19 protein-coding genes are annotated in these 22,968 nt (G+C 53.7%); 15 read left to right on the top strand and 4 right to left on the bottom strand.

What is annotated here, in order from left to right; genetic code table 11:
- Window positions 1–5: 5 nt before the first annotated feature.
- The gene (locus P4S53_RS21105; protein ID WP_337114240.1) at window positions 6–710 is read left to right on the top strand and encodes a hypothetical protein; all 705 of its coding nucleotides are present in this window, start codon (window positions 6–8) and stop codon (window positions 708–710) included.
- Between the two features lie 349 nt (window positions 711–1,059).
- Window positions 1,060–2,640, top strand: coding sequence for a peptide chain release factor 3 (prfC, locus tag P4S53_RS21100; RefSeq protein ID WP_337114239.1), 1,581 nt, complete (start codon window positions 1,060–1,062; stop codon window positions 2,638–2,640).
- A 68-nt stretch (window positions 2,641–2,708) separates the two neighbouring features.
- On the opposite strand, the gene P4S53_RS21095 is transcribed toward prfC, so the two are convergent.
- Complete coding sequence (locus P4S53_RS21095) at window positions 2,709–5,297, bottom strand: ImpA family metalloprotease (RefSeq protein ID WP_337114238.1); 2,589 nt, start codon at window positions 5,295–5,297, stop codon at window positions 2,709–2,711.
- A gap of 353 nt (window positions 5,298–5,650) precedes the next feature.
- Here P4S53_RS21095 and P4S53_RS21090 point away from each other — a divergent pair, with 353 nt between their 5' ends.
- From P4S53_RS21090 to deoD, 8 genes are all read left to right on the top strand, one after another.
- Window positions 5,651–5,848 (top strand): hypothetical protein, encoded by a 198-nt coding sequence (locus tag P4S53_RS21090; protein ID WP_337114236.1) that lies wholly within the window; start codon window positions 5,651–5,653, stop codon window positions 5,846–5,848.
- On the top strand, window positions 5,835–6,644 hold the full coding sequence (locus P4S53_RS21085) for a TatD family hydrolase (RefSeq protein WP_337114235.1): 810 nt from the start codon (window positions 5,835–5,837) through the stop codon (window positions 6,642–6,644). The genes P4S53_RS21090 and P4S53_RS21085 overlap by 14 nt, the downstream gene beginning before the upstream one ends.
- A gap of 212 nt (window positions 6,645–6,856) precedes the next feature.
- A complete protein-coding gene (locus P4S53_RS21080) occupies window positions 6,857–8,146 on the top strand; it encodes a NupC/NupG family nucleoside CNT transporter (protein ID WP_337114234.1) in 1,290 nt (429 codons plus the stop codon).
- Window positions 8,147–8,437: 291 nt separating this feature from the next.
- Window positions 8,438–8,608: a XapX domain-containing protein gene (locus P4S53_RS21075; protein WP_192015622.1), complete on the top strand. Its 171-nt coding sequence runs from the start codon at window positions 8,438–8,440 to the stop codon at window positions 8,606–8,608.
- A 402-nt stretch (window positions 8,609–9,010) separates the two neighbouring features.
- Complete coding sequence (deoC, locus tag P4S53_RS21070) at window positions 9,011–9,784, top strand: deoxyribose-phosphate aldolase (protein ID WP_337114233.1); 774 nt, start codon at window positions 9,011–9,013, stop codon at window positions 9,782–9,784.
- A 164-nt stretch (window positions 9,785–9,948) separates the two neighbouring features.
- Entirely contained in the window at window positions 9,949–11,280 is a 1,332-nt protein-coding gene (gene deoA, locus P4S53_RS21065) for a thymidine phosphorylase (protein ID WP_337114232.1), read from the top strand.
- A gap of 12 nt (window positions 11,281–11,292) precedes the next feature.
- Window positions 11,293–12,513 carry a phosphopentomutase gene (deoB, locus tag P4S53_RS21060; RefSeq protein WP_337114231.1) on the top strand — a complete coding sequence of 407 codons (1,221 nt, stop codon included), beginning with the start codon at window positions 11,293–11,295 and terminating at the stop codon, window positions 12,511–12,513.
- Between the two features lie 92 nt (window positions 12,514–12,605).
- Window positions 12,606–13,328 carry a purine-nucleoside phosphorylase gene (gene deoD / locus P4S53_RS21055; RefSeq protein WP_337114230.1) on the top strand — a complete coding sequence of 241 codons (723 nt, stop codon included), beginning with the start codon at window positions 12,606–12,608 and terminating at the stop codon, window positions 13,326–13,328.
- Window positions 13,329–13,481: 153 nt separating this feature from the next.
- Here deoD and P4S53_RS21050 read toward each other — a convergent pair whose 3' ends face one another.
- The gene (locus P4S53_RS21050) at window positions 13,482–14,099 is read right to left on the bottom strand and encodes a YtjB family periplasmic protein (RefSeq protein WP_337114229.1); all 618 of its coding nucleotides are present in this window, start codon (window positions 14,097–14,099) and stop codon (window positions 13,482–13,484) included.
- Window positions 14,100–14,212: 113 nt separating this feature from the next.
- On the opposite strand from P4S53_RS21050, the gene serB reads away from it, so the two are divergent.
- From serB to P4S53_RS21035, 3 genes are all read left to right on the top strand, one after another.
- On the top strand, window positions 14,213–15,163 hold the full coding sequence (serB, locus tag P4S53_RS21045) for a phosphoserine phosphatase (protein ID WP_337114228.1): 951 nt from the start codon (window positions 14,213–14,215) through the stop codon (window positions 15,161–15,163).
- A gap of 280 nt (window positions 15,164–15,443) precedes the next feature.
- Window positions 15,444–15,977, top strand: a complete 534-nt coding sequence (locus tag P4S53_RS21040; RefSeq protein ID WP_337114227.1) for a shikimate kinase — start codon at window positions 15,444–15,446, stop codon at window positions 15,975–15,977.
- Window positions 15,978–16,331: 354 nt separating this feature from the next.
- Window positions 16,332–17,198: a PhzF family phenazine biosynthesis protein gene (locus P4S53_RS21035; protein ID WP_337114226.1), complete on the top strand. Its 867-nt coding sequence runs from the start codon at window positions 16,332–16,334 to the stop codon at window positions 17,196–17,198.
- Window positions 17,199–17,304: 106 nt separating this feature from the next.
- Here the strand turns inward: P4S53_RS21035 and P4S53_RS21030 are convergent, their stop codons facing one another.
- The gene (locus P4S53_RS21030) at window positions 17,305–18,213 is read right to left on the bottom strand and encodes a LysR family transcriptional regulator (protein ID WP_337114225.1); all 909 of its coding nucleotides are present in this window, start codon (window positions 18,211–18,213) and stop codon (window positions 17,305–17,307) included.
- 95 nt (window positions 18,214–18,308) lie between these two features.
- Between P4S53_RS21030 and P4S53_RS21025 the strand changes: the two genes are divergently transcribed.
- On the top strand, window positions 18,309–19,499 hold the full coding sequence (locus P4S53_RS21025; protein WP_337114224.1) for an MFS transporter: 1,191 nt from the start codon (window positions 18,309–18,311) through the stop codon (window positions 19,497–19,499).
- Between the two features lie 228 nt (window positions 19,500–19,727).
- The gene (locus P4S53_RS21020; protein WP_337114223.1) at window positions 19,728–20,531 is read left to right on the top strand and encodes a glutathione S-transferase family protein; all 804 of its coding nucleotides are present in this window, start codon (window positions 19,728–19,730) and stop codon (window positions 20,529–20,531) included.
- On the opposite strand, the gene P4S53_RS21015 is transcribed toward P4S53_RS21020, so the two are convergent.
- A complete protein-coding gene (locus P4S53_RS21015; protein ID WP_337114222.1) occupies window positions 20,461–22,821 on the bottom strand; it encodes a PilZ domain-containing protein in 2,361 nt (786 codons plus the stop codon). The genes P4S53_RS21020 and P4S53_RS21015 overlap by 71 nt on opposite strands.
- Window positions 22,822–22,968: the final 147 nt, after the last annotated feature.

Genomic DNA, 22,968 nt, shown 5'->3' with positions numbered 1-22,968 from the left:
CGGCCATGACAATCAATTCAAGCCACCTGCTGTGCCTGTTGTTCACCCTGGTGCTGGCCGGGTGTAATGGCTCAGATAAGCATTCCGACACGGATAAAGGCAGCAGCGGAGCGGATGCCAGTCAGCAAGCCTGGACAGGCGTTTACCGCGGGATTGCGCTGGATGCGGATGCCAATCCCATCGAGATTCAGATCATTGCTGAAAGCGGGCAACTGCCTTTGCTGACCGTATGGGATGACAGAGAACATCAGCGATCATTTCAGGCAGAGCAACCGGCCGGCAGCGCGGAGGCACTGAGCTATCACTTTGCCGGGATTCAGTTCCAGTGTCAGCGATCGCCGGATGGGGTTGTGTGTGACACCCCTGAAGGCACAGCCCGCTTGGCCGCCGATTTGTCGTCGGCGCAACATACTGGTTTTGTCGCCGGAGAGTATCAGGCGGCATGGAACGGTGAGCGCTATACCCTGGCGCTGGATGCGCAGGGCAATGCCATCGTTTCAGGGGCACAGTGTGAATCTGCGGCGCGCTTTGTTGTGTCGGACTCACTGGAGAATGTGTGGGTGATGACCGTCGAAGCCAGCAACGTTTGTCATTTGCCTTTCTCTCAGGTTTATGCGGAAACCGTGGTGGATAATGACACGCTGTACAGCCTGAACTTTCAGACGCAGATCACTGACTTTCCTCAGGTCTGGGTCAAGGTTGCCGGCTAGGAAAGCTTGCTCCGGACTCAGAAAACTGATCGGCGACAGGGCAGTGTGAACTGGCTTGTTGCCGATTTTCGTTCCGTAATTCTGCTTCGTTCGCCTGTTGGCAGCAGCTTGCGTGGCGAGTGACTGTTTCTTTGCGCAGACTTTGCGTATAATTCCGCCATCATATACCCAAGTCATCCCCTATTGCCTGTTACGGCACAGAAGAGCAAACAGAGGCCAGGATGTAACCACAGGTTAATCAGCCATCACCCGGCTTGTTCCGGGCAAGACTCAACTGACATACCGGGCGCCGCGTTATCACGGATCTCGCCTGGGCTGACTTTATTCGATAACTGGATCTTCACTGAATATGTCTTTTTTAACTGAAGTGGGCAAACGCCGCACCTTTGCCATCATTTCTCACCCGGATGCGGGTAAAACCACCATTACTGAAAAAGTGCTGCTGTTCGGAAACGCCTTGCAGCGCGCCGGTACAGTCAAAGGCCGCGGCTCTAACCAGCACGCCAAATCCGACTGGATGGAAATGGAAAAAGAGCGGGGTATCTCGGTCACTACCTCTGTGATGCAGTTTCCGTACAACGCGTGTCTGGTCAACCTGCTTGATACCCCGGGGCACGAAGATTTCTCGGAAGATACCTACCGTACCCTGACCGCCGTGGACTCCTGTCTGATGGTGATTGATGCGGCGAAAGGTGTTGAGGATCGGACCCGTAAGCTGATGGAAGTCACCCGTCTGCGCGATACGCCTATCGTGACCTTTATGAACAAACTTGACCGTGACATCCGCGATCCGATGGAATTGCTGGATGAAGTGGAAAGTGAGCTGAACATTGCCTGTGCGCCGGTCAGCTGGCCGATTGGCTGTGGTAAAGAGTTCAAAGGTGTGTACCACATTCACCGTGACGAAACCATTCTGTATGCCACCGGTCAGGGTCATACCATTCAGGAAGTCCGGATTGTCAAAGGCCTGGATAACCCGGAACTGGATGCGGCTGTCGGCGAGGATCTGGCCAGCCAGCTGCGTGACGAGCTGGAGCTGGTGCTGGGTGCATCGCACGAATTTGATCGTGAACTGTTCCTGAAAGGGGAGCTGACGCCGGTATTCTTCGGTACGGCACTGGGTAATTTTGGTGTCGACCACATGCTGGACGGCCTGACTGAGTGGGCGCCCGCGCCGTTGCCGCGTCAGGCGAATGAGCGCGATGTTGCAGCGACGGAAGAGAAGTTCTCCGGCTTCGTCTTCAAGATTCAGGCGAATATGGATCCGAAACACCGCGACCGGATTGCCTTTATGCGGATCGTCTCGGGCACTTATACCCAGGGCATGAAGATGAACCATGTCCGTATCGGCAAGAACATCAGCATTTCAGATGCCGTGACTTTCATGGCCGGTGACCGCTCCCGTGCTGAAACCGCCTATGCCGGCGACATCATTGGTCTGCATAACCACGGCACGATTCAGATTGGCGATACCTTTACACAGGGTGAAAGCCTGAAATTTGCCGGTATTCCGAACTTTGCTCCCGAGTTGTTCCGACGTATCCGCTTGCGCGATCCGCTGAAGCAGAAACAATTGCTGAAAGGCCTGGTGCAGCTGTCGGAAGAAGGTGCGGTACAGGTATTCCGTCCGCTGCTCAACAATGACCTGATCGTCGGCGCAGTCGGTGTGCTGCAGTTTGACGTGGTCGTGGCCCGTCTGAAAGCGGAATACAATGTCGAAGCCATTTACGAGAGCGTTAACGTGGCCACGGCGCGCTGGGTTGAGTGTGGCGACGGCAAGAAATTCGAGGAATTCCGTCGCAAGAATGAAGTGAACCTGGCGCTGGATGGTGGTGATAACCTCACCTATATCGCACCGACTATGGTGAACCTCAATCTGGCCAAAGAGCGTTTCCCGGAAGTGGATTTCCGCGCTACCCGCGAGCACTGATCGCCTGATGAATGCAAAAGCCCCTGATTTCAGGGGCTTTTTGTTGAATATCACGCATGAGGATGCGATCAGAAATACACCTTGTCCTGACTCAGAGAGTCACAGTAGGCCCGGTTCGATACCGGATTGAAGAATGCCTTATCAACTGCGGCATAGCCGAATGCTGACAACTGGGCATTTGCTTTACTGCTGTACGTCAGCCCCATCAGATCCAGATACGGCCGATAATCCAGCCCGGTCACGTAGCTGGCCGCAATCAGCAGCCAATCATTGTTATCCATACGCTTCGCGTCTTCGAGCGTATAAGTGCTGAAGCCCAGAGCCGCTTTTTTGGCTTCCCAGCTTGCTTCATCGTGATCGGCATCGGCGAAGGCTTTTTCCAGTAAATGTAACCGCGGGATTAAATGCCAGCCGTTGGCCAGTTTACCTTTGTCCTGCGCATGCATCATCATCTGAATGACTAACGCGACACCCTGACTCCAGCTGCTTCCTAACCGGGCAGCCATATAAGCCGCAGGATCTGAGGTCAACTGGCTTTGCCTGAGATCCTTCAGCATGACATCAAAGGGCAGCAACTGACACTGATGGTCGTAACCCGGTTCATTGATGGCCGCCAGCGATTTTGGATAATAGGAATAAAAGTTCGTGGTGGCATGCCCTTCAAAGCCGTTGAATTTAAAGCGACTACTTTCAACATTGTGCCCCACCTCATGCAGGTCACCGTGGCCGAGCACACTGAATGCCCAGCCCGCATCATAAGGATTGCCGGAACAGCCATAGCCGCAGGTCGGCTGATCGGCATTCATGTGCTGGACCTGAGCCCACACCGGCAATGTCATGCCATGCTGGGTTGCAAAGGACTGCACTTCAGCAATCGGCGTGATGTTTTCCCCCTGATATCCCGCCAGTGCTCTGAGCGCGCTGTGATGATAAGTCGTCATAAAATCCGCCATTTGACTGGGGGTATCCCAGCGGCTGTTGTCGGACAATGTGGTTTGCATCCGGCTGTTTCGAGAGTGAATTTCAAAATGCTCGGTTGCAATTTCCGCCCAATCGAAGGCGTTGTTGCTCAAGGCTGCGAGAAAGTCGGCGTCATTGCTACCCGGCTGCCAGTAAGGGTGCAGGCCAATCTGGCGAAAGGAAAAGGTCATTGCTGTCCCTTGGTCGGTAAAGCCAATCTGGATTGGGCCGCCATAAGGAGAGGTGATCGTCAGGGTTTGACCCGCCTTAATTGTCTGATGGTGGGACTGAAGGAATTTAGGGCGGTTATACCCATGATTGGCAGCCATCTGCTTGGTGGAAGACGGGCGCTGGGTATTGATAAAGAGACTGGCGGCCACGGTATCATGGCTATCGGTACGGGTAACACTAAACGTCTGACCCGGCAGGGCATAGACACCTGCTGCTCGCCAGGGCTGACGGCTGACCAGCGTGACGATTTTATCTGTTGGCGTGATGTGGCTGAAGTCAGTCCGGCTGAAATTCCCCAGTTCAGGCGGAACCGGGTTGTACTTGCGTGAGTGATACACCAGGTGGTCGGCAAAATAGCTTTTTAAAAAGGCCAGGGTGGGTGTCGTGTTCTTTGACATGGGAAAGTGCACCCCTTCACGGTATCTGTCCGCCAGAAGAATCAGATGTTTTTCCAGCGTATACTGACCCGGCAGGGCAAAAATGTCTGTTGCGCTGGCATCCAGAGCACGGATGATCTGACGCAGTGATCCGGCGGGGGCAAGAAACTCTCGGCGAAAGGCGGGAATATTGCTGCAGCTATCATTGTCATCTTCGCAATCTGTCACTGAGAAGCTGAAGCTGTCGTACTGAAGGTGCTCCGTCAGTGCATGAATTTCAGCCAGCAGCCCGGTCTCAGTTCGCATCTCGGCGGCTGATGCCCAGTTAGCTTTGTCTTGTGCAAAATAATTACCCGCTCCGCCGATTGCCTCCGTTTGCGCGCCAAAGTAAGTGAGCACAAGGTTCGTTAAAGGCGTGGCATTCCAGCTGTTGGTGTGGACATACAGCAGGGACTGCTTGCGGGCTGCCGCGGCACTGAGGGCGGCCTGACCCCCAGATTCGCTGAACGAGCCGCTGGAACCGGTAATGATCAGATGTGCAGACGCTAAACACTGTGTCAGTTGTGCTTCATGATTACAGAGCGTTGTTGCGATTGTGGGGTATCGGCTGGCAAGCCAGTTTTTCGACTGGTTGTACTGGCTGTTACTGAGCAGCATAAATGACACGTTGACGGTGTCGTTTTCCGCCAGTGAGGCGGGCGCAAGCAACCAATCTGTGATGTTTTTCATGTGTGATGCGAAGGCCGGGTTTTCACCCGCATCAAGGTCGCGCAAAATGTTGCTGCCGAAAGCGATACTGCGGCGGGAGTGCTGTTCACTGACCGTGGCCAGCGTATTTCCCTGGTTCCCTGAGATCAGCTCTTTGGCGCTGGTTAACGTTTGAAAGCTGAACAGCCGGGAGTTCCGGCTCGGATCATAATCGATCGCGTCATCGCCAAAAATCTGGTGATGCGCCGTCGTGAGAGCGGTTTGCTCAGCCTTGATCAGCGTTGAAATCCGCTGTTCGAGCAGGGCTGTACTGGCAGGCAAGCGTCCGGGATCACCCTGTCTGACAGCCTGGTTGATCGGGTCGTCAGGCAGCGTGATCACGGGCGGCTGCCCATGGTCATTCGGTAAATCGGGCAGACTTCCGGAAGATGTCGATGGGGTGCTTTCCCCTCCACACGCGGTTAATGAGAGCAAGAAAAGAAAACAGTATTTGTTCATGGAGATAAATGATCGCTGAGCCTTGCGAGCCTTGCGAGCCTTGTATCATAAAAAGTGATGATTTATGGAATGATGAGCAATACTTGGGCTGGACAGCTGAAATTTTGGAAAAACCGTGTTGTTTTTAACCGCTGCGAACGCATTGGCGCTCCCGATCTGAATGCCGGCATATTGATTTAGTTTTGGCCCGGCATAATGATCACAGAGATCCATCCGTACTGAAGGAGAAGGTATTCATGTTCACTCTGATCCGCCATTGGCTTGCCCGCTACGATGCCTGGTGCGAGCGTATGGGCTTTGTCCCGGAAAACCGGCGCTGCTGTGCGCCTGTCCGCTATGATGAAGACGATGCCCGTCATCCGGCGCAGCGCGCCGCCAGGGCAAGCGCTGGTCAGCCCGTGAAGAAAAAGGAGACCTCAGGTGCAGCTGATTGATAGTCACTGCCATTTTGATTTTCCGCCGTTTGCCGCTGATCCCGAGCCGTATCTGACACAGGCCGGGCAGGCTGGTGTCAGCCATATCGTGATCCCATCGATCGGGGCGCGGAACTGGCAACCCATTCAGACCTTGTGTGACCGGCCGGCCTCCCCGTCACAGCCAGCGCTCTACTATGCGCTGGGCATGCACCCGTATTTTGCCTCCGAGCATGATGATCACACACTGAGTCAGCTTGAGAGCAGGCTGGAGAAGGTGTGCCAGGAGGCGGAAAACCGCTGTGTGGCGGTTGGGGAATGCGGGCTGGATTTTGCAATCGCCGCTGCAGACAGGCAGCAGCAAATGGGCTGGCTGCTCAGGCAGCTGGAATTCGCCAATCAATTTAACCTGCCGGTGATACTTCACTGCCGCAAAGCCTTTCCTGAACTGATGCAATGCCTGAAATCCTGCCCGCCAATTCGGGGAGGGGTTTATCATGCATTCGGTGGCAGTTTGCAGCAAGCGTCTCAACTTCTTGATCTAGGTATCAAAATTGGAGTAGGTGGTACGATCACCTATCGCAGAGCGAACAAAACTCGAACTACAATGACTCAGTTACCTCTTGATGCGATGTTACTGGAAACCGATGCGCCAGATATGCCGTTGGCCGGTTACCAGGGAGAGCCGAATCAGCCGGACAGAGTGGCGTTAGTGCTGGCGGCTCTGGCTGAACTGAGATCAGAATCATTGGCGGTACTTGCTGCTGCTACTAGCAAAAATGCAGAAGTTTTGTTTGCACTGCCTTCTCAAATTTGATGATTCTGACATTTCTCTGGCTTTTCTTTATGCATCAGGTGGTGCCTTGGTGTGAGTTTCGTCACACTTGATATTCAACTTTCACTCGGTTTCCAATCAAAGTGTGATGTGTGCATTACATGCTGTAAGTTGCCATGCGTATAATGCGCCCGACTCTTGAGAGAGCCGAATTGTCGAGACGCCAAAATTTAACTATAGGGATGCCATAAACTATGAGCGTGTTTATGAGCCTGGTTGGGATGGTTGTGCTGCTGCTTGTGGCGGTGCTGCTGTCTGATAACCGTAAAGCTATTAACTTACGTACTGTGGGTGGCGCGTTTGCCATTCAACTCTTTTTCGGCGCATTCGTACTGTATGTGCCGGTAGGCCGTGATGTGCTGTATGGTGCATCACAATTCGTTGCAAGTGTGATCGGATATGGCGATCAGGGGATTTCTTTCCTGTTCGGCGGTCTGGTATCAGGCAAGATGTTTGAAGTCTTCGGTGGCGGCGGCTTCGTCTTCGCCCTGAAAGTGCTGCCGGTTATCGTGTTCTTCTCAGCACTGATCAGCGTATTGTACTATCTGGGTATCATGCAGTTTGTGATTAACATTCTGGGTGGTGGTCTACAGAAAGCACTGGGAACGTCCCGTGCCGAATCCATGTCTGCAACAGCGAACATTTTCGTGGGTCAAACTGAAGCACCACTGGTTGTGCGTCCGTTTGTACCTAAGATGACTCAGTCTGAGCTGTTTGCGGTGATGTGTGGTGGTCTGGCGTCTGTTGCCGGTGGTGTACTGGCCGGTTATGCCTCGATGGGTGTACCGCTGGAATACCTGATTGCAGCCTCTTTCATGGCGGCACCGGGTGGTCTGTTGTTTGCGAAAATCATCAAACCTGAAACAGAAACGCCTGTGGATCAATTGGGCGTTGATAAAGATGATGAAGGTCACGATGACAAGCCTGCTAACGTCATTGACGCAGCGGCTGCGGGTGCCTCTTCCGGTATGCAACTGGCACTGAACGTCGGTGCGATGCTGCTGGCATTCATCGGTCTGATTGCCCTGATCAACGGTATGTTGGGTTGGTTTGGCGGCTGGTTCAATATGCCTGAGCTGACGCTGGAACTGATCCTGGGTTATGTCTTCCAGCCGCTGGCCTTCCTGATTGGTGTGCCTTGGAATGAAGCACAGATTGCCGGTTCTTTCATCGGTCAGAAAATCGTCGTGAACGAGTTCGTGGCTTACCTGAACTTCACGCCGTACCTGAAAGATGTGGCTGATGGTGGTCTGCTGGTTGCTGAAACTGGCGCAGCGATGACTGAGAAGACCAAAGCGATCATTTCTTTCGCCTTGTGTGGTTTCGCCAACCTGTCTTCGATTGCGATTCTGCTGGGTGGTCTGGGCGGTCTGGCACCAAGCCGTCGTCACGACATTGCCCGCTTCGGTATGAAAGCCGTTGCCGCAGGTACCTTGTCTAACCTGATGTCTGCAACGATTGCAGGTCTGTTCCTGTCACTGTAATTCAGTCAGAAACCGTCAGATTGAAAACGCCACAGCCTAGCTGTGGCGTTTTTTTGCCTCGCATTTTCTTTGCCGCTGACGCTGGCGGCAGTCAACAGAATCAGTAACTATCTGAATCATTTCCGGTAAAAGCCGCTAAAAAGCGCCAATTGACACTTCCTTCGCCCGGGCTGTACGCGCATGCTTAAGGGGTCAGCAGACACTTGGTTTTCTGCGGTCTACACTCTGTGAGTATTTCCAGACCGGATTGCTTCGCTCTCCCTGTCTGGTCACAACGACGGGAGTGATAGCATGCATGACGTAATCGTGGCTTTACTGGCAGGTGTGATCGTCGGGCTGATGTTTTCCGCACTCAAATTGCCGATTCCGGCGCCTCCTGTGTTATCCGGGGTGATGGGCATTGTCGGCGTGTATATCGGCGGGCAGCTGTATCAATGGCTGATTGAACGTTTCTTTTCCTGAGCAAGGGAGTCCTGAGCAAGGAAGCAGAATGCAATCGGGCGAAGGAGAGGTGACGATAGCCACGTGCTGGGTCAACACATTATCCACTCTGGGAAACGTCTATTGTATGGTTTGCCTCTGGGCTCCTTGGTAAAATGGCTGTGTGGAATCGCAGATTGATGATATCTGCGTGTAAGTATCCTGATAATTTTGTGAATTAGGATGCGAAAATGAATGGCTGGCAAGGTGATAGCCACCTTGCGCGGTGAAAAGGACGTCGATCGGGCACGCTGTACAGCGCCTGAGTCTTCATGGAATCAAGTCCGCTTCTGTTTCTCTGAGGCTACAATCTTCAGGGTGTCATTTTCTGAATGGACAAAGAGAACAGGACACTTGGTAGAACATAATCGACTGGAGAAAGTCATGAGCGATTTAAAAACGGCTGCACTGCGTGCGTTAAAACTGATGGATCTGACCACACTGAACGATGACGATACCGATGCGAAAGTGATCGAACTGTGTAAGAACGCGAAAACCCCTGTCGGTAATACCGCAGCGGTTTGTATTTATCCGCGTTTTATTCCGGTTGCCAAAAAACAGCTGCGTGAGCAGGGGACGCCGGACGTTCGCATTGCCACAGTGACTAACTTCCCGCACGGCAATGATGATATTGAGATTGCCGTTGCAGAAACCAAAGCGGCGGTTGCTTACGGCGCAGATGAAGTGGATGTCGTGTTCCCATACCGCGCACTGATCGCTGGTAACGAGGACGTGGGTTTTGAGCTGGTGAAACAGTGTAAAGCCGCCTGCGGTGACATTCTGCTGAAAGTGATTATTGAAACCGGTGAGCTGAAAGATGCGGCACTGATCCGCAAAGCCTCTGAAATCTCAATCAAAGCTGGTGCGGATTTCATCAAAACATCGACCGGTAAAGTACCGGTGAACGCCACGCCGGAATCAGCTGAGATTATGCTGACCGTGATCAAAGACATGGGCGTACAGGACAAAGTAGGCTTTAAACCAGCCGGTGGTGTGCGTACTGCAGAAGATGCACAGCAGTATCTGGCGATGGCTGATCGTATTCTGGGTGCCGACTGGGCAGACAGTGCCCACTATCGTTTTGGTGCATCCAGCTTGCTGGCAAACCTGCTCAACACGCTGGGTGAAGGCGAAAAAGCTGCAGAAGGCGGCTATTGATACCGCTGGTATCGGTTGACCGATTCTGAATCTGATCTGTGGCAGCCGGCTCGGCTGGCTGTCACAGGAAACTGCCAATTCAAGGGAAAGACCGCGCCTGTCGGCACGTGCTGCTGACGCTGCAGGGCCGCTATTGTCTCTCCCCAGCCATGTCGAGGCATCCTATGTATTTACCTCAGGAAATTATCCGCAAGAAGCGCGATAACATCGCACTCACTCCAGACGAAATTAACTTCTTTATTCAGGGCATCGCCAAAGACACTGTGTCTGAAGGCCAGATCGCAGCTTTCGCGATGGCGGTGTACTTCAACGACATGACCATGAATGAGCGGGTCGCACTGACCTGCGCCATGCGCGATTCCGGTATGGTGCTGAACTGGGATCACATGAATTTCGGTGGCCCGATTGTCGACAAGCACTCCACCGGTGGCGTGGGGGATGTGACCTCACTGATGCTCGGCCCGATGGTCGCCGCCTGCGGCGGTTTTGTGCCGATGATTTCCGGTCGTGGTCTGGGCCATACCGGCGGGACGCTGGATAAACTGGAATCCATTCCGGGCTATAACATCATGCCGTCGAACGAGGTGTTCGGTCAGGTAACCAAATCGGCGGGTGTCGCTATCATCGGTCAGACCGGCGATCTGGCCCCGGCGGACAAGCGTGTGTACGCCACCCGTGATATTACCGCCACGGTCGATAACATCTCGCTGATCACTGCCTCGATTCTGTCGAAGAAACTGGCGGCAGGTCTGGAGTCGCTGGTGATGGACGTCAAAGTCGGTTCCGGTGCTTTCATGCCCACCTATGAGGCTTCGGAAGAACTGGCGAAATCCATTGTGGCCGTGGCCAACGGGGCCGGCACCAAGACCACCGCCTTGCTGACCGACATGAACCAGGTCCTGGCCTCCAGTGCCGGTAACGCAGTGGAAGTGCGCGAAGCCGTTCAGTTCCTGACCGGCGAATACCGCAATCCGCGCTTGTTTGAAGTCACCATGGCGCTGTGCGCCGACATGCTGCTCAACGCCGGTCTGGCCAAAGACGACCACGAAGCCCGTGCGAAGTTGCAGGCGGTGCTGGACAACGGCGCAGCGGCAGAGCGGTTCGGCAAAATGGTTCACGGCCTGGGTGGCCCGGCGGGTTTTGTTGAAAATTATCAAAACTATCTGGCAAATGCAGCGATCATCAAACCTGTGTTTGCGGAAACCAGCGGCTTTGCCGGGGCGATGGATACCCGCGCACTGGGCATGGCCGTGGTGAGTATGGGCGGTGGCCGCAAAGTGGCCTCTGACAGCATTGATTATGCAGTGGGCCTGACGGACATGATCCGCCTGGGTCAGACGCTGGATAATCAGACGCCGCTGGCCGTGATCCATGCTCGCAGTGAAGCACAATGGCAGGAGGCTGCGCAGGCTGTTCGTCAGGCTGTCACAGTCACAGAGCAGGCACCTGCGGCGACCCCTGAGGTTTACCGCCGTATCCGTGCTGAAGATGTCTAAATTGGAGCAATGATGAAAAGAGCAATTATCCTGGTACTCGATTCTTTTGGCTTGGGTGCCACTGAAGATGCGGTCAAATTTGGCGATGTGGGTTCGAACACCATGGGCCATATTGCCAAAGCCTGTGCCGAAGGCCGTGCCGACAATGCCGACCGCAGCGGTTTGCTGAATCTGCCGAACCTGACCCGCCTGGGTCTGGGCAAGGCCGCGGAAGAATCCTGCGGTGAATTCCCGCCAGGGCTGGATCCTGTGGCGGAGATCACCGGCGCCTACGGTCACGCTGCTGAGATCTCATCCGGCAAAGACACCCCGTCGGGCCACTGGGAAATCGCCGGTGTACCGGTCTTGTTCGACTGGGGTTACTTCAGCGATACCAGCAACAGCTTCCCGCAGGAACTGCTGGATCGCATCGTCGAACGTGCACAGCTGCCGGGTTACCTGGGTAATTGCCACGCTTCCGGTACTCAGGTGCTGGACGATCTGGGCGAGGAGCACATGAAAACCGGCAAGCCGATTTTCTATACCTCAGCCGATTCCGTGTTCCAGATTGCCTGTCACGAAGAGACTTACGGTCTCGATAATCTGATGACGCTGTGTGAGATCGTCCGCGAAGAGCTGGAAGACTACAATATCGGCCGCGTGATTGCCCGTCCGTTTATCGGTCCGGCCAAAGGTCAGTTCGAACGCACAGGCAACCGCCGTGATCTGTCCCTTGAGCCGCCATCAGCCACTGTGCTGCAAAAACTGGTGGAAGAGAAGCAGGGCGAAGTGGTGTCTGTCGGTAAGATTGCCGATATCTACGCCCACTGCGGGATCACCCGGAAAGTGAAAGCGACCGGCCTGGAAGCCCTGTTTGATGCCACGCTGGCACAAATGGAAACAGCTGGTGATAACACGATTGTGTTCACGAACTTTGTCGATTTCGACTCCGCCTACGGCCACCGCCGCGATGTGGCCGGTTATGCCGCCGCGCTGGAATATTTTGACCGTCGCCTGCCTGAGCTGCTGTCGCAGCTGAAAGAAGACGACGTGCTGATCATCACGGCCGATCACGGTTGCGATCCGACCTGGCCGGGCACAGACCATACCCGTGAGCACATTCCTGTGCTGGTCAGTGGTCCGAAGATCCCGGCCGGCTCACTGGGCCGCCGCGACACCTTTGCTGATATCGGCCAGAGCCTGGCGAGTTACTTCGGTACTTCGCCCATGGATTACGGTACATCTTTTCTGTAACCGCACAGCTGTGTGGTGAGGTTTGGCGCTGAAAGCGTCATTGCCTCGTCCATAATGGATGAGGCAGTTCAACAAATTGAAGGAGCGAACAGATGGCTACTCCACATATTAATGCTGAAATGGGTGATTTTGCCGACGTTGTGCTGATGCCGGGCGACCCATTGCGTGCCAAGTTCATTGCCGACACTTTCCTGCAAGAAGTGAAAGAAGTCTGTAATGTGCGCAATATGTACGGTTACACGGGCACATACAAAGGCCGTAAGATCTCTGTGATGGGCCACGGTATGGGCATTCCGTCCTGTTCTATCTATGCCACTGAGCTGGTCAAAGACTTTGGCGTGAAGAAAATCATCCGGGTCGGCAGCTGTGGTGCGGTGCGTGATGATGTGCACCTGCGCGATGTGGTGATCGGCATGGGCGCTTCTACCGATTCGAAAGTGAACCGCATCCGTTTCGGTGGTCACGATTTTGCGGCCATTGCCGATTTCGGCATGGTGCAAAACGCTGTGGATGCTGCCAAAGCCAAAGGGATCGCGGTGAAAGTCGGTAACCTGTTCTCTGCTGATCTGTTCTACAACCCGGATTTCGACTTCTTCAAGACCATGGACAAGTACGGCATTCTGGGCGTGGAAATGGAAGCCGCCGGGATTTACGGTGTGGCGGCAGAATTCGGCGCCAAAGCCCTGACCATCTGCACTGTGTCTGATCATATTCTGCGTGGCGAAGCGACGACCTCAGATGAGCGTCAGACCACGTTTTTAGAGATGATGGAAATCGCCCTGGAATCTGTCCTGCTGGGCGATCAAGACGCCTGAGTTTGAGTCTACGCTTGTGGAGACAGGCGGACGCGCAAAAGAGGCTTTGGCCTCTGACTCAAAGCAAAAGACGACCTTAGGGTCGTCTTTTTTTGTCTCGGGCTTTTGTCTTAAGCTTTCTTTAGCATACTGCGCTTCATCGCTTGCGCAGATCTAATCTTTGGCGTTTGCCGTCAGCAGGAACGGAAAATGCCACACGTCTTTTCGGCGGCCGAAGGTATACGCCAGAATAAAACCGATCAACAGCGCGACCAGCAACATGCCGCGGACTGTATTGGTCATACTGTCAATCTGATCGGCGGCGTGCTGAACCAGTTTGCCGTGTTCCAGTGTCAGGCGGATAAAGCCGACCACCTGACCATCATCGGTCAGGACAGGCTGAACCAGCTGCTGGCGGCCGATGCTGGCAGTCGAGAGTGGAGTGGTCAGGCCGGACACCTGCTCAAGCGGCATCGCATCTTCGGTTTGTGCCAGCGGCACCCCTTCGAGATCATAAATGCTGGCGTCCAGGATCAGGGGTTCATCGGAAATCCGGTTGACCAGATCCTGCAGTTTGTCCTGTTGTTTGTCGAGAATATCACCAGCTGCCGTACTGGCTGCCTGACGGGCGATAATGCGAGACAGGGATTGCGTCTGCTCGCTCAGCATGTTGAAGTTATTCTGATTCAGCCGGGCGCCGTACTCCAGCATGGTAATCAAGCCGGCAAAACTAACGGCCAATACCACAAACTGCCAGATACGCTGCATGCGTACAGTTTTGAACTTAAACATAGTCATGACTTCTTCGATAAGGCTAACTGAGCAATATTGGGACTTGCCCTGACAAATTGCAATAGGGTACTTTGAAGGGAGTTGAATACGCCTATACAGGGATGTGATATACAGTGCTGACCATCAAAAAACATACTTCGCTTCATACCCGCTTTCCAGACTGTGTTGCCAGCAGCAATCTGGATGTGAAACACGTTGCCTCAGTGATTTACAGTCAATCGCTGACCACAGATCGTATCGAGCGCCTGGAAACCCAGAGTGGGGAAAGCCTGTCGTTGGTGGCCGCCTGGAAGGTGGGCGAGTACGACGTGTTGCTGCTGACTAATGCTTTGTCTGACACCCTGATCCGTGCGCTGGACGCCCAAAAGATTGATTACGCTCATTATAAAGACTTGCCGGATTTGTCCGAGCCGGGTCTGGTGGTGTTTGATATGGACTCCACGGCAATTCAGATTGAATGCATTGATGAAATTGCCAAACTGGCCGGTGTCGGTGAGCAGGTGGCGGAAGTGACTGAGCGCGCCATGCAGGGCGAGCTGGATTTTGAACAGAGCCTGCGCCAGCGCGTCGGCACCCTCAAAGGGGCCAGTGCTGAGATTCTGGAGCAGGTCCGCAGCCAGCTGCCGCTGATGCCGGAAATGCGCGAGCTGGTGGCCGAGTTACATCAATACGGCTGGAAAACTGCGATTGCCTCCGGCGGCTTTACCTATTTCTCGGACTATCTCAAAGAGACGCTGAATCTGACGCATGCCCAGTCCAACCAGCTGGAAATTGTCGATGGAAAGCTGACCGGTCAGGTGCTCGGCAGCGTGGTCGATGCACAAACGAAAGCTGATATCCTGCGCGAGCTGGCAGAAGAATACGACATCGCCAGGCACAATACTGTCGCGGTCGGTGACGGCGCCAATGACCTGGTGATGATGGCAGCCGCAGGGCTGGGCATCGCTTACCATGCCAAACCTAAAGTGGTCGCCGCCGCACCAGCCGCCGTCCGCTACGCCGATCTCGGTGGCGTGCTGTGTATTCTGTCCGCTTCCCTGTGGCCGCAGAAAATCGGCTGGTAAGCCATCCTGCAGTAAACCTCAAGAAGCGAAACCGAGCGGTTTCGCTTTTTTTGGTGAGCAGACAGGCGTGAGTGGATGTATTCGGTAAGAAGTCTGGATCGGCTGTTTGGGGCTCCTCGGCGGAGGACACAAGTGCTCACCCTGCCATTAATGAGTGATGCCGCTTGTAAGGGGGGAATCATTTGTCCTTGTTCTGATCGTGACGTTAGATGAGATGAATTGGCGTCGTTAAGTCGAATATTAGGCGCGGTGTACTCAGTCAACATTTCAGGTAGGCGTTATGGAACGGATTAATATTGTGGGCACCAGTGGTAGTGGTAAATCCACCGTTGGCCGTATGCTGGCCGCCCAATTAGGTTTCCCATATATTGAAATGGACGCTATGTTCTGGAAACCGAATTGGCAAGAATCTACTGATGAAGAGTTCTTTTTTAAACTTGAACATGCGCTTTCTCAGGAAACCTGGGTGTTAGACGGAAATTATAATCGCACCGCACCGATAAAATGGGCCCGTGTCGATACCGTGATCTGGGTTGACTACTCATTCGCCCGAACGCTTTATCAAGCGGTCAAACGGGCATTTATCCGGTCCGTGTCCAAGCAAGAGTTGTGGAACAAAGCGGGGAATGTCGAAACATTTAGCAAGTCATTCTTCAGTAAGGATTCCGTTATCTTGTGGACACTGAAAACCTACAAAAGTAATCGCGTTCGCTATACGGAAATGTTCAATGATCCGAAGCACAGCCATATTCAACTGATCCGTGTCACAAGCCCCAAAATGGCGAAGCTGTACGTGAATGGGTTACGAAAATAGCACATAGTTATGGCTTTAGTAGCGAAACCTAATGCTAAATTCACACCGTACTTAAGCGCGATATACGTTCCGCAACAATGGATGTTGCAAACCTCGTCCTTAATTCGTTAGAGAAATGACAACACCAGAGAACCCAAAGGCTTTTCTGGACACGCTGTGAGCAGACAAAGCGTGTCTGGCGCGCATCAAACCATGCTGAGAAGCACACCGCACGCAAGCGCGACATAGATTCCGTATCAATGAATGACTTTTAAAATATTTTATAAAACAACATGTTGGCTTAATGACGCTCACTGTGGCAAAGTCTGGCGAAAGAGGTTTCATACTATTTGCGATACGGAGCAATACAGACACATGAAAATTGACGCTTATCTGGTGAACGCCTTCACTTTCAATGGCACTGGCGGAAACCCTGCCGGCGTGGTGTTGCAAGCGGATCATCTTTCTGACGACGAAAAATTAACCATCGCCAAGGCCGTGGGTTTTTCAGAAACCGCGTTTGTGTCGCAAGATGACGAAGCCGATTTTGCGGTGTCTTTTTTCACCACCACGGATGAAGTCGATTTCTGCGGTCATGCCACCTTAGCTGCATTTTCAACTCTGTATCAAAAAGGGATGATATCCGAAGGGCAATATGTTCAACGGACCAAAGCTGGTTTGCTTGCCGTCACCATCGCGCCTGATGGTGAAATCATTATGCAGCAGAAGCTGCCTGAATACCTTGGGGAGCTGGGTTACGAGGCAGTCTCAGAACTCATCGGTATTGATGCAGCCGTGCTGGCGTCAACCGGGTTCCCTGTCGAGGTGATTTCAACAGGCTTGCCTGATATGGTTGTTCCCGTGCCCTTGGGGTATCTGGATAGAATTCAGGTGAATAAAGATTTACTCAGTGATTTCTGCAGAAAGCATGGTCTGGTCAGTCTCCATGCGTTTGAATTGTATGACAAAGACAGCGAACCGACTGCGAGTTGTCGAAACTTTGCTCCTTTGTTTGGTATCCCGGAAGAATCCGCAACCGGCAGTGCCAGCGGCGCCTTAGCCTGTTATTTAACCAAGCACCTTGGAGGCGAATATTCGGAAGGTTTTACTTTCGAGCAAGGCAGGGCGATGAACTGCACTTCAAGAATCACGGCGGCCGTTGAGTTGAAAGCGCACAAGATTACCAGGGTACGGGTCGGCGGTTATGCGCATGAGCTTGGGCTGCAGCAAGTCTTCTTATAACAATGTGTTTAAAAGGACAATCGACTCCCTTTGTTTTCAACAGCATAAAATGACATGGGAGATATAGGCCACACGCACTTCAGCCAACGAGAGCCCCTCTACTTCATCATGTGCCTGCCGCCCGATCACCCCAGTAGGCCAGGAGTGCCTCACGAAAAACCGTCAGTTTGGCTGAATATTGACGCGATGGCGGGTAGAGCAATGTCAGTGGCTGGGGAGGCGGTGCATTGTGGCTGAGCACTTCCTGTAAGCGCCCGTCGGCGAGATATGGCCGAACGAAGAAAGTCAGCAGCTGCACAATTCCGGTGCCGGTGACGGCGGCTTCAACCAAAGGGTCGCCATGATCCAGGATCAGGTTTCCATTCACATCAACACTGATGGGCTTGCCATTCTCGGTAAACCGCCATGGGTTCATCTGCCCGTTTGAAGATAAGCGAACTCTCAGGCAATTATGTTGCGATAACTCGTTGATATATTTTGGGACACCACGTCTGGCAAGATATTTGGCAGAAGCCACTGTGACCCAATGGGCCGGAGATAAGCGCCTGGCGATGACCCGGGCATCGGCAACGGGGCCGCTGCGAATGACTGCATCAAATCCCTCATCAACAATGTCGACGATTCGGTCGGTTAAAACCAGTTCGATGTTTAACTGCGGATGGGATTCCAGTAACTCACTGACGACTGGCATCAGGATCGCCCGTCCAAATGCGGAAGGGGCACTGACTTTCAGCGTGCCTTGTGGCGCATGACCATGATGCTGAATTTCATGCTGGGCATCAGAAAGTCCCGCAATTAATGGACGGACGCGAGACAGAAATAATTCACCGTCTGCGGTCAGGCTCAGGCTGCGGGTATTGCGGTGTAACAGTTTGACACCCAATTGTGCTTCCAGTCTGCTGATGGCCCTGGAAATGCCCGACTGCGTCAGACCCAGTTGGGTGGCTGCCACGGTGAAGCTTTGATGGTCGGCCACTTTAATGAATTGCCTGATGGCATTGAGATCAGCATCCATGATTTAAGTCATTAGTGAAATGATTTCAAAGTATTTATCAATCATATTTCATAAATGATACTGGGTGAATCTCAAACGTCATTTGGAATGAATTTATGCGATCTCCTCTACCTTCAGGGATTTACCTGCTTAGTCTCGGTATCTTTATCATGATTTCCTGCGAGTTGCAGGTGCTGGGTTTTATGCCTGCGCTGGCAGCCGATCTGGGTGTTTCCATTGCTGAGGTCGGTTATCTGGTTTCAGCCTTTGCCGCCAGTATGGCCATTGGCGGCCCAATCCTCATGCTGGCGCTTTCTCGCTTTCCACCACGTGTGATTCTGGCTTGCCTGTATACCATTTTTATCCTGGGCGAGCTCTTTGGGGCACTGGCACACAGCTATACCCAACTGATACTGGCGCGAGCGGTGACAGGCATGGTGTCCGGCGCATTCTTTGGGGTATCGATTGGGCTTTGTTCAAGGATGGTTGCCCCCCAAGACACTTTGCGAGCCGTTGCAATGGTGCTGGCGGGTATCATGCTGGGCACCATTATCGGCCTGCCGCTGGCAAAAGTGATTGCTGAATATTGGGGATGGCGTGAAAGCTTTTATGTGGTGGTGGCACTGGCGGTGTTCAGTGCAGCCTTGACGCTGAAGGCGGTTCCGTCCTTGCCAGCAGAAGCTTCGCATCCGTTAAAGCAAGAGCTGAAAGGGGGACTGGATGTGAGGTTATGGTGGGTTTTTGCGACCAGCTTTTGTGTGATTGGTGCGGTTTATGCGCCTTTTAGCTTTATCGTGCCGATTCTGACTGATTTAGCGGCTCTGCCGGAAGGGACTGTGACCTGGTTACTCTTCGCTTACGGGCTGTGCATGCTGGTTGGCAACTATGTCGTTGCTGGTCTGGCTGTGAAACATGCGAAAGCAACAATCATGGGCGGTCTGGCAATGATGATTACTGTTTTTGTGATGTTTGCGCTGTTTGCCGACATTGGCTGGGTCGCGGTGATTTGTCTGGTATTGTTGGGCTTTTGTGGGGTGAGTCTCAACCCGGCCTTGGTCAGCCGACTGATGTCGTTACCCCAGGGGCAGCGGGCCTTTATCAATACCTTGCACGCTTCTGTGATTAATGCCGGGATTATGTTCGGCAGCTTTGCGGCAGGTCTGACTCTGGATTCTGGCTTCACGCTGCATGCCACAATATGGCTGGGAGCTGCCATCGCTATCCTTGGTCTGTTAGTGCTTGCCATGTCGCCACTGCTTTGTGAATCGTCTGCTCAAACAACGTTGCAGTTGCCTGAGACAGAGTAGTCCCGTATCCATTTTGGATAACAACAAACTATTGCTGCCGTTTTTAAATGCTTTTGCTGTCAGCAGCTGACCCAGATAAACCGCAACGCTGATATTGAAGCTAAGCTTGGTTCAATCAATCTCATAAACCGGCCGTGGCATCGTGAATCAGGCTGAGCCAGTGTGGTAAAGCCTGATGCAGTGACAGTCTATGCTATGGGTTGGACGACTCAGCAGGAGATCTGAACCATGAGCGAACTGATTATCTGGACGTTGGACTGGGTACCTGAAGGCCCGCGCGGATTTGTGCGTGACTTGCGCTTGCGATGGGCATGCGAGGAAGCCGGTCTGCCCTACCGGGTGCGAACGATCCCCTTTGATGGCCGTGAGACCAATCATCTTGCCCGCCAGCCTTTTGGGCAGGTGCCGTTTTTGAGCGACGGGGAACTGCAGCTCTTTGAAAGTGGTGCATGCCTGATGCATCTTGCGCAGCAATCTGACCAGCTGATGCCGAGCGATGCTGGGGGTCAGGCGCACACGCTGCAATGGGTCTTTGCGGCGCTCAATTCGATTGAGATGGTCAGCGTCCCCTGGTGGTTTCTGACGATTTCCGGTCATCGCGAAAATGAACTGACCGGGTGGGTCGATAAACGCCTGATGCAACTTGAAGATGTGCTGAGCAAGCGAGAATGGCTTGCTGGCGATCGGTTCACGGCTGCGGACCTGATGATGGCTGATGTGCTGCGCATCCCGCAGGTGCGTGCTGTCGGTGAGCGCCCGGCTTCGGAAGCCTACGTGGTCCGCTTAACCCAGCGTCCGGCCTTCAGAAAAGCGTACGCGATCAGATGGCCCATTTCGAACTGGCCGACAAGATGCGGGCCTAATCTGTATTTCAGTCGTACTGGGCCTGCTCCCTCAAAAACAGCGGCAGCTGTATTTTGCGGTGAGGGAGAGGCCACTTCATCATTCAGCCGGACCTGTGTTACAAGCCCAGCCTCAGCAGCACTTCATCGGTCACGTCGTAGAATTCACCAAACCCGATCAGCGAGGTAAACTCAATTTCCAGTGCCCTGGCGCGGTGCATGGCTACACGGGACAGCTCTGCCAGTTCCCGGCTGATCAGTGCGGTGGTCGGATCCAGCACTGGCACTGCGGTGATCCGTACCGCCAGAAAATGACCCTGCTCTCTGGCCTGCTGCGCAAAGCGGCGACGGGTGTCGCCGGTCGGAAAATCACTGAACAGCTTGCTGATCACTTTGGGCTGACCAAGCGGCTGAGGCAGCACCGCCAGATACATTTCGTGCACATAGGGATCACTGACAGCCACCGGGCGCATGGTTTCGCTGAGCAGGGTTTTCACCCGGTTCTGGAAAATGGGCGCCAGGTTGATCTGCTTGCCATCACCCAGTTCCATCATCAGTTTACCCAGCGGCGGCAGCGGCTGGTTCGCACCTAAGGCACGCACTTTCACCTGATTCTCAATTTTATCGCAAAAGAAGGGCAAGCCATTGAGCCGTGTCAGCAACATCTGGTGCATGGCCAGCAACAGCGGACCGGCCGGCATGATTTCTTCACTGACAGGCAGCCGCTCTTCATTGTGCTTGATGAGACGTCGCAGGAAATGCTCGCTGCGGGTGGCGTCATCGCCCCGGCCTGTTTCCAGTTGCACATTACGCCTGTCGGGACTCAAACGGACAACCTGATAAGGAATGCGTTTGAGCGGTGCGTCTTTGGCCATTTTCAGCAGTTCATCGAAAGTGACTTTCAGGACATCGCCCCGTTTGGCATCCAGCGGTGCGGCAAGGCGGATGTTCAGACCGCGGGTGGACACATCAATGCTGGCGCCGCTGAGAGTGCGGGCTTCCTGGTCCGGTGTGCCGGGCTGCACCAGGCTGACCGGGGTGCGAAACAGAAAACGCGATTCGCTGCGCTGCGGCTTGGGATCAAAGAAAATGGCGTGGGTACCGGCAACGGGGTTTCGCGGATGACGGAAGGTCTGTAAGTGTTTACTTGGCAGTGCCGGCTTCTCTGTCAGGCGGTAGTCATTACGACCTGCCATGTTGGTCAGATTCTGCAATACCCCGATATGGGTCAGACTAGAGAGGGTTTCCAGCAGTTCAGGGGCAATTTCCTGCAGCTGGATTTTGTCATCCTGGCTGATAGGGTAAAGCGTCAGGCGAACAACCCGCCAGCTTTCTCTTGTGGCTCCGATTTGCCAGAACAACTGCCGCTCTTGCACGCTCATTTCAGGTAAGGCAGCGGAATAAAAATAGGTTTTGCCTTCGTGCTGATGGGTAAAACTGTAGATCAGGGTACTGCCCTGACTCAGGCCTTCCTGGCCCAGCGTGCGGATACGATCTTCAGACAGCAGATGATTGATCACCGATTGGTTACGTTCATCATGCCAGTGTTCCCACAGGTGCCGGTTATGCTCTGTCTGCAGGCAATACTTCAGCTCATGACCGGCAAAAAACAGCGGTATGCTGCTGGTATGTTTTAAAAAGCAGTGCTCGTAGCCCCGGGTACGCGACTGGATGATTTTGTCTTCGTGATTTTGCCGCGAGCGGCTGGCCGCCATTTTCTGACGGGCTTCGATGGCATCTTTCAGTGCGTCACTGGATTCGACCAGCATCAGGCGCAGCCAGGTGTAGCTGTCGTTATCTGCATGGGGCGATACCCCCAGAATCCGGTAGCTGATCCCCTGCACGAGCCGTTCGTCTTTGAGTTGTTTGGCCAGCTCGGGGAAATACGCGGTGACCACCTGTCCGGTATGGTAGCGGAATGCGGAAGACACCCGAAAGCGTGCGCCGGAAGGCGAGATATCCGATGTGGTGCCGTTCACTTCCTGTGAATACGGCAGCGTCAGCACAACCGGGGTGGTGATCTGAATGCGTTGTTCACTGCGGCTGAGGTGATAGCCAAAGCGCAGCAGCTCGGCACCAAAAGGCAGCGCTTCGGCCGGCGCCTCCGGCGGCGGAGCGGGTGTGTCCTGTTGCTGCATGACCCGGAAGTTGTTGCGGGTATTCATCAGCGATTCAAACAGACCGACCCGGTATTGTTCGCCATAGGTTTTGATCCGGCGGCGATAGACATTCATCGCCACGTCATCCAGCCAGTGCGTCATCCCGTGCATGTCATAAGGACGGCACTCGCCACTGACCTTGCCGCGTAAATCAACGGGCTGGCGGCAGGGGGCCATCAGACGGTTGATTTCCATTTTAACCTGCAAGCGTACCGGACCACTGAGATCCGCGGTCAGGTGCTGAAACAAGTCATTAAAATCCCCGCTGTCATAAGCCGGGAGCAGTTGTTCTATCAGTCCTTTGTATTCATCCAGCAACATAGTGGTTTTAGCAATAGGTCTCTATCGGGTATGATCCCTATTGTGCAGTAAAACGAAGAATTGTCATAAACTTGTAAGCGGAAAGTCAGGCATGGCGCATGTCCTGTCTGTTTCTTCGCCACAGATTGGCTGGCACCTGCACTGAGT

The sequence above is a fragment of the Photobacterium sp. Hal280 genome (genome assembly GCF_037162255.1).
In the GTDB taxonomy this organism is placed as follows: Bacteria; Pseudomonadota; Gammaproteobacteria; order Enterobacterales; family Vibrionaceae; genus Photobacterium.
This window is presented reverse-complemented; position numbering and strand designations above follow the sequence as displayed.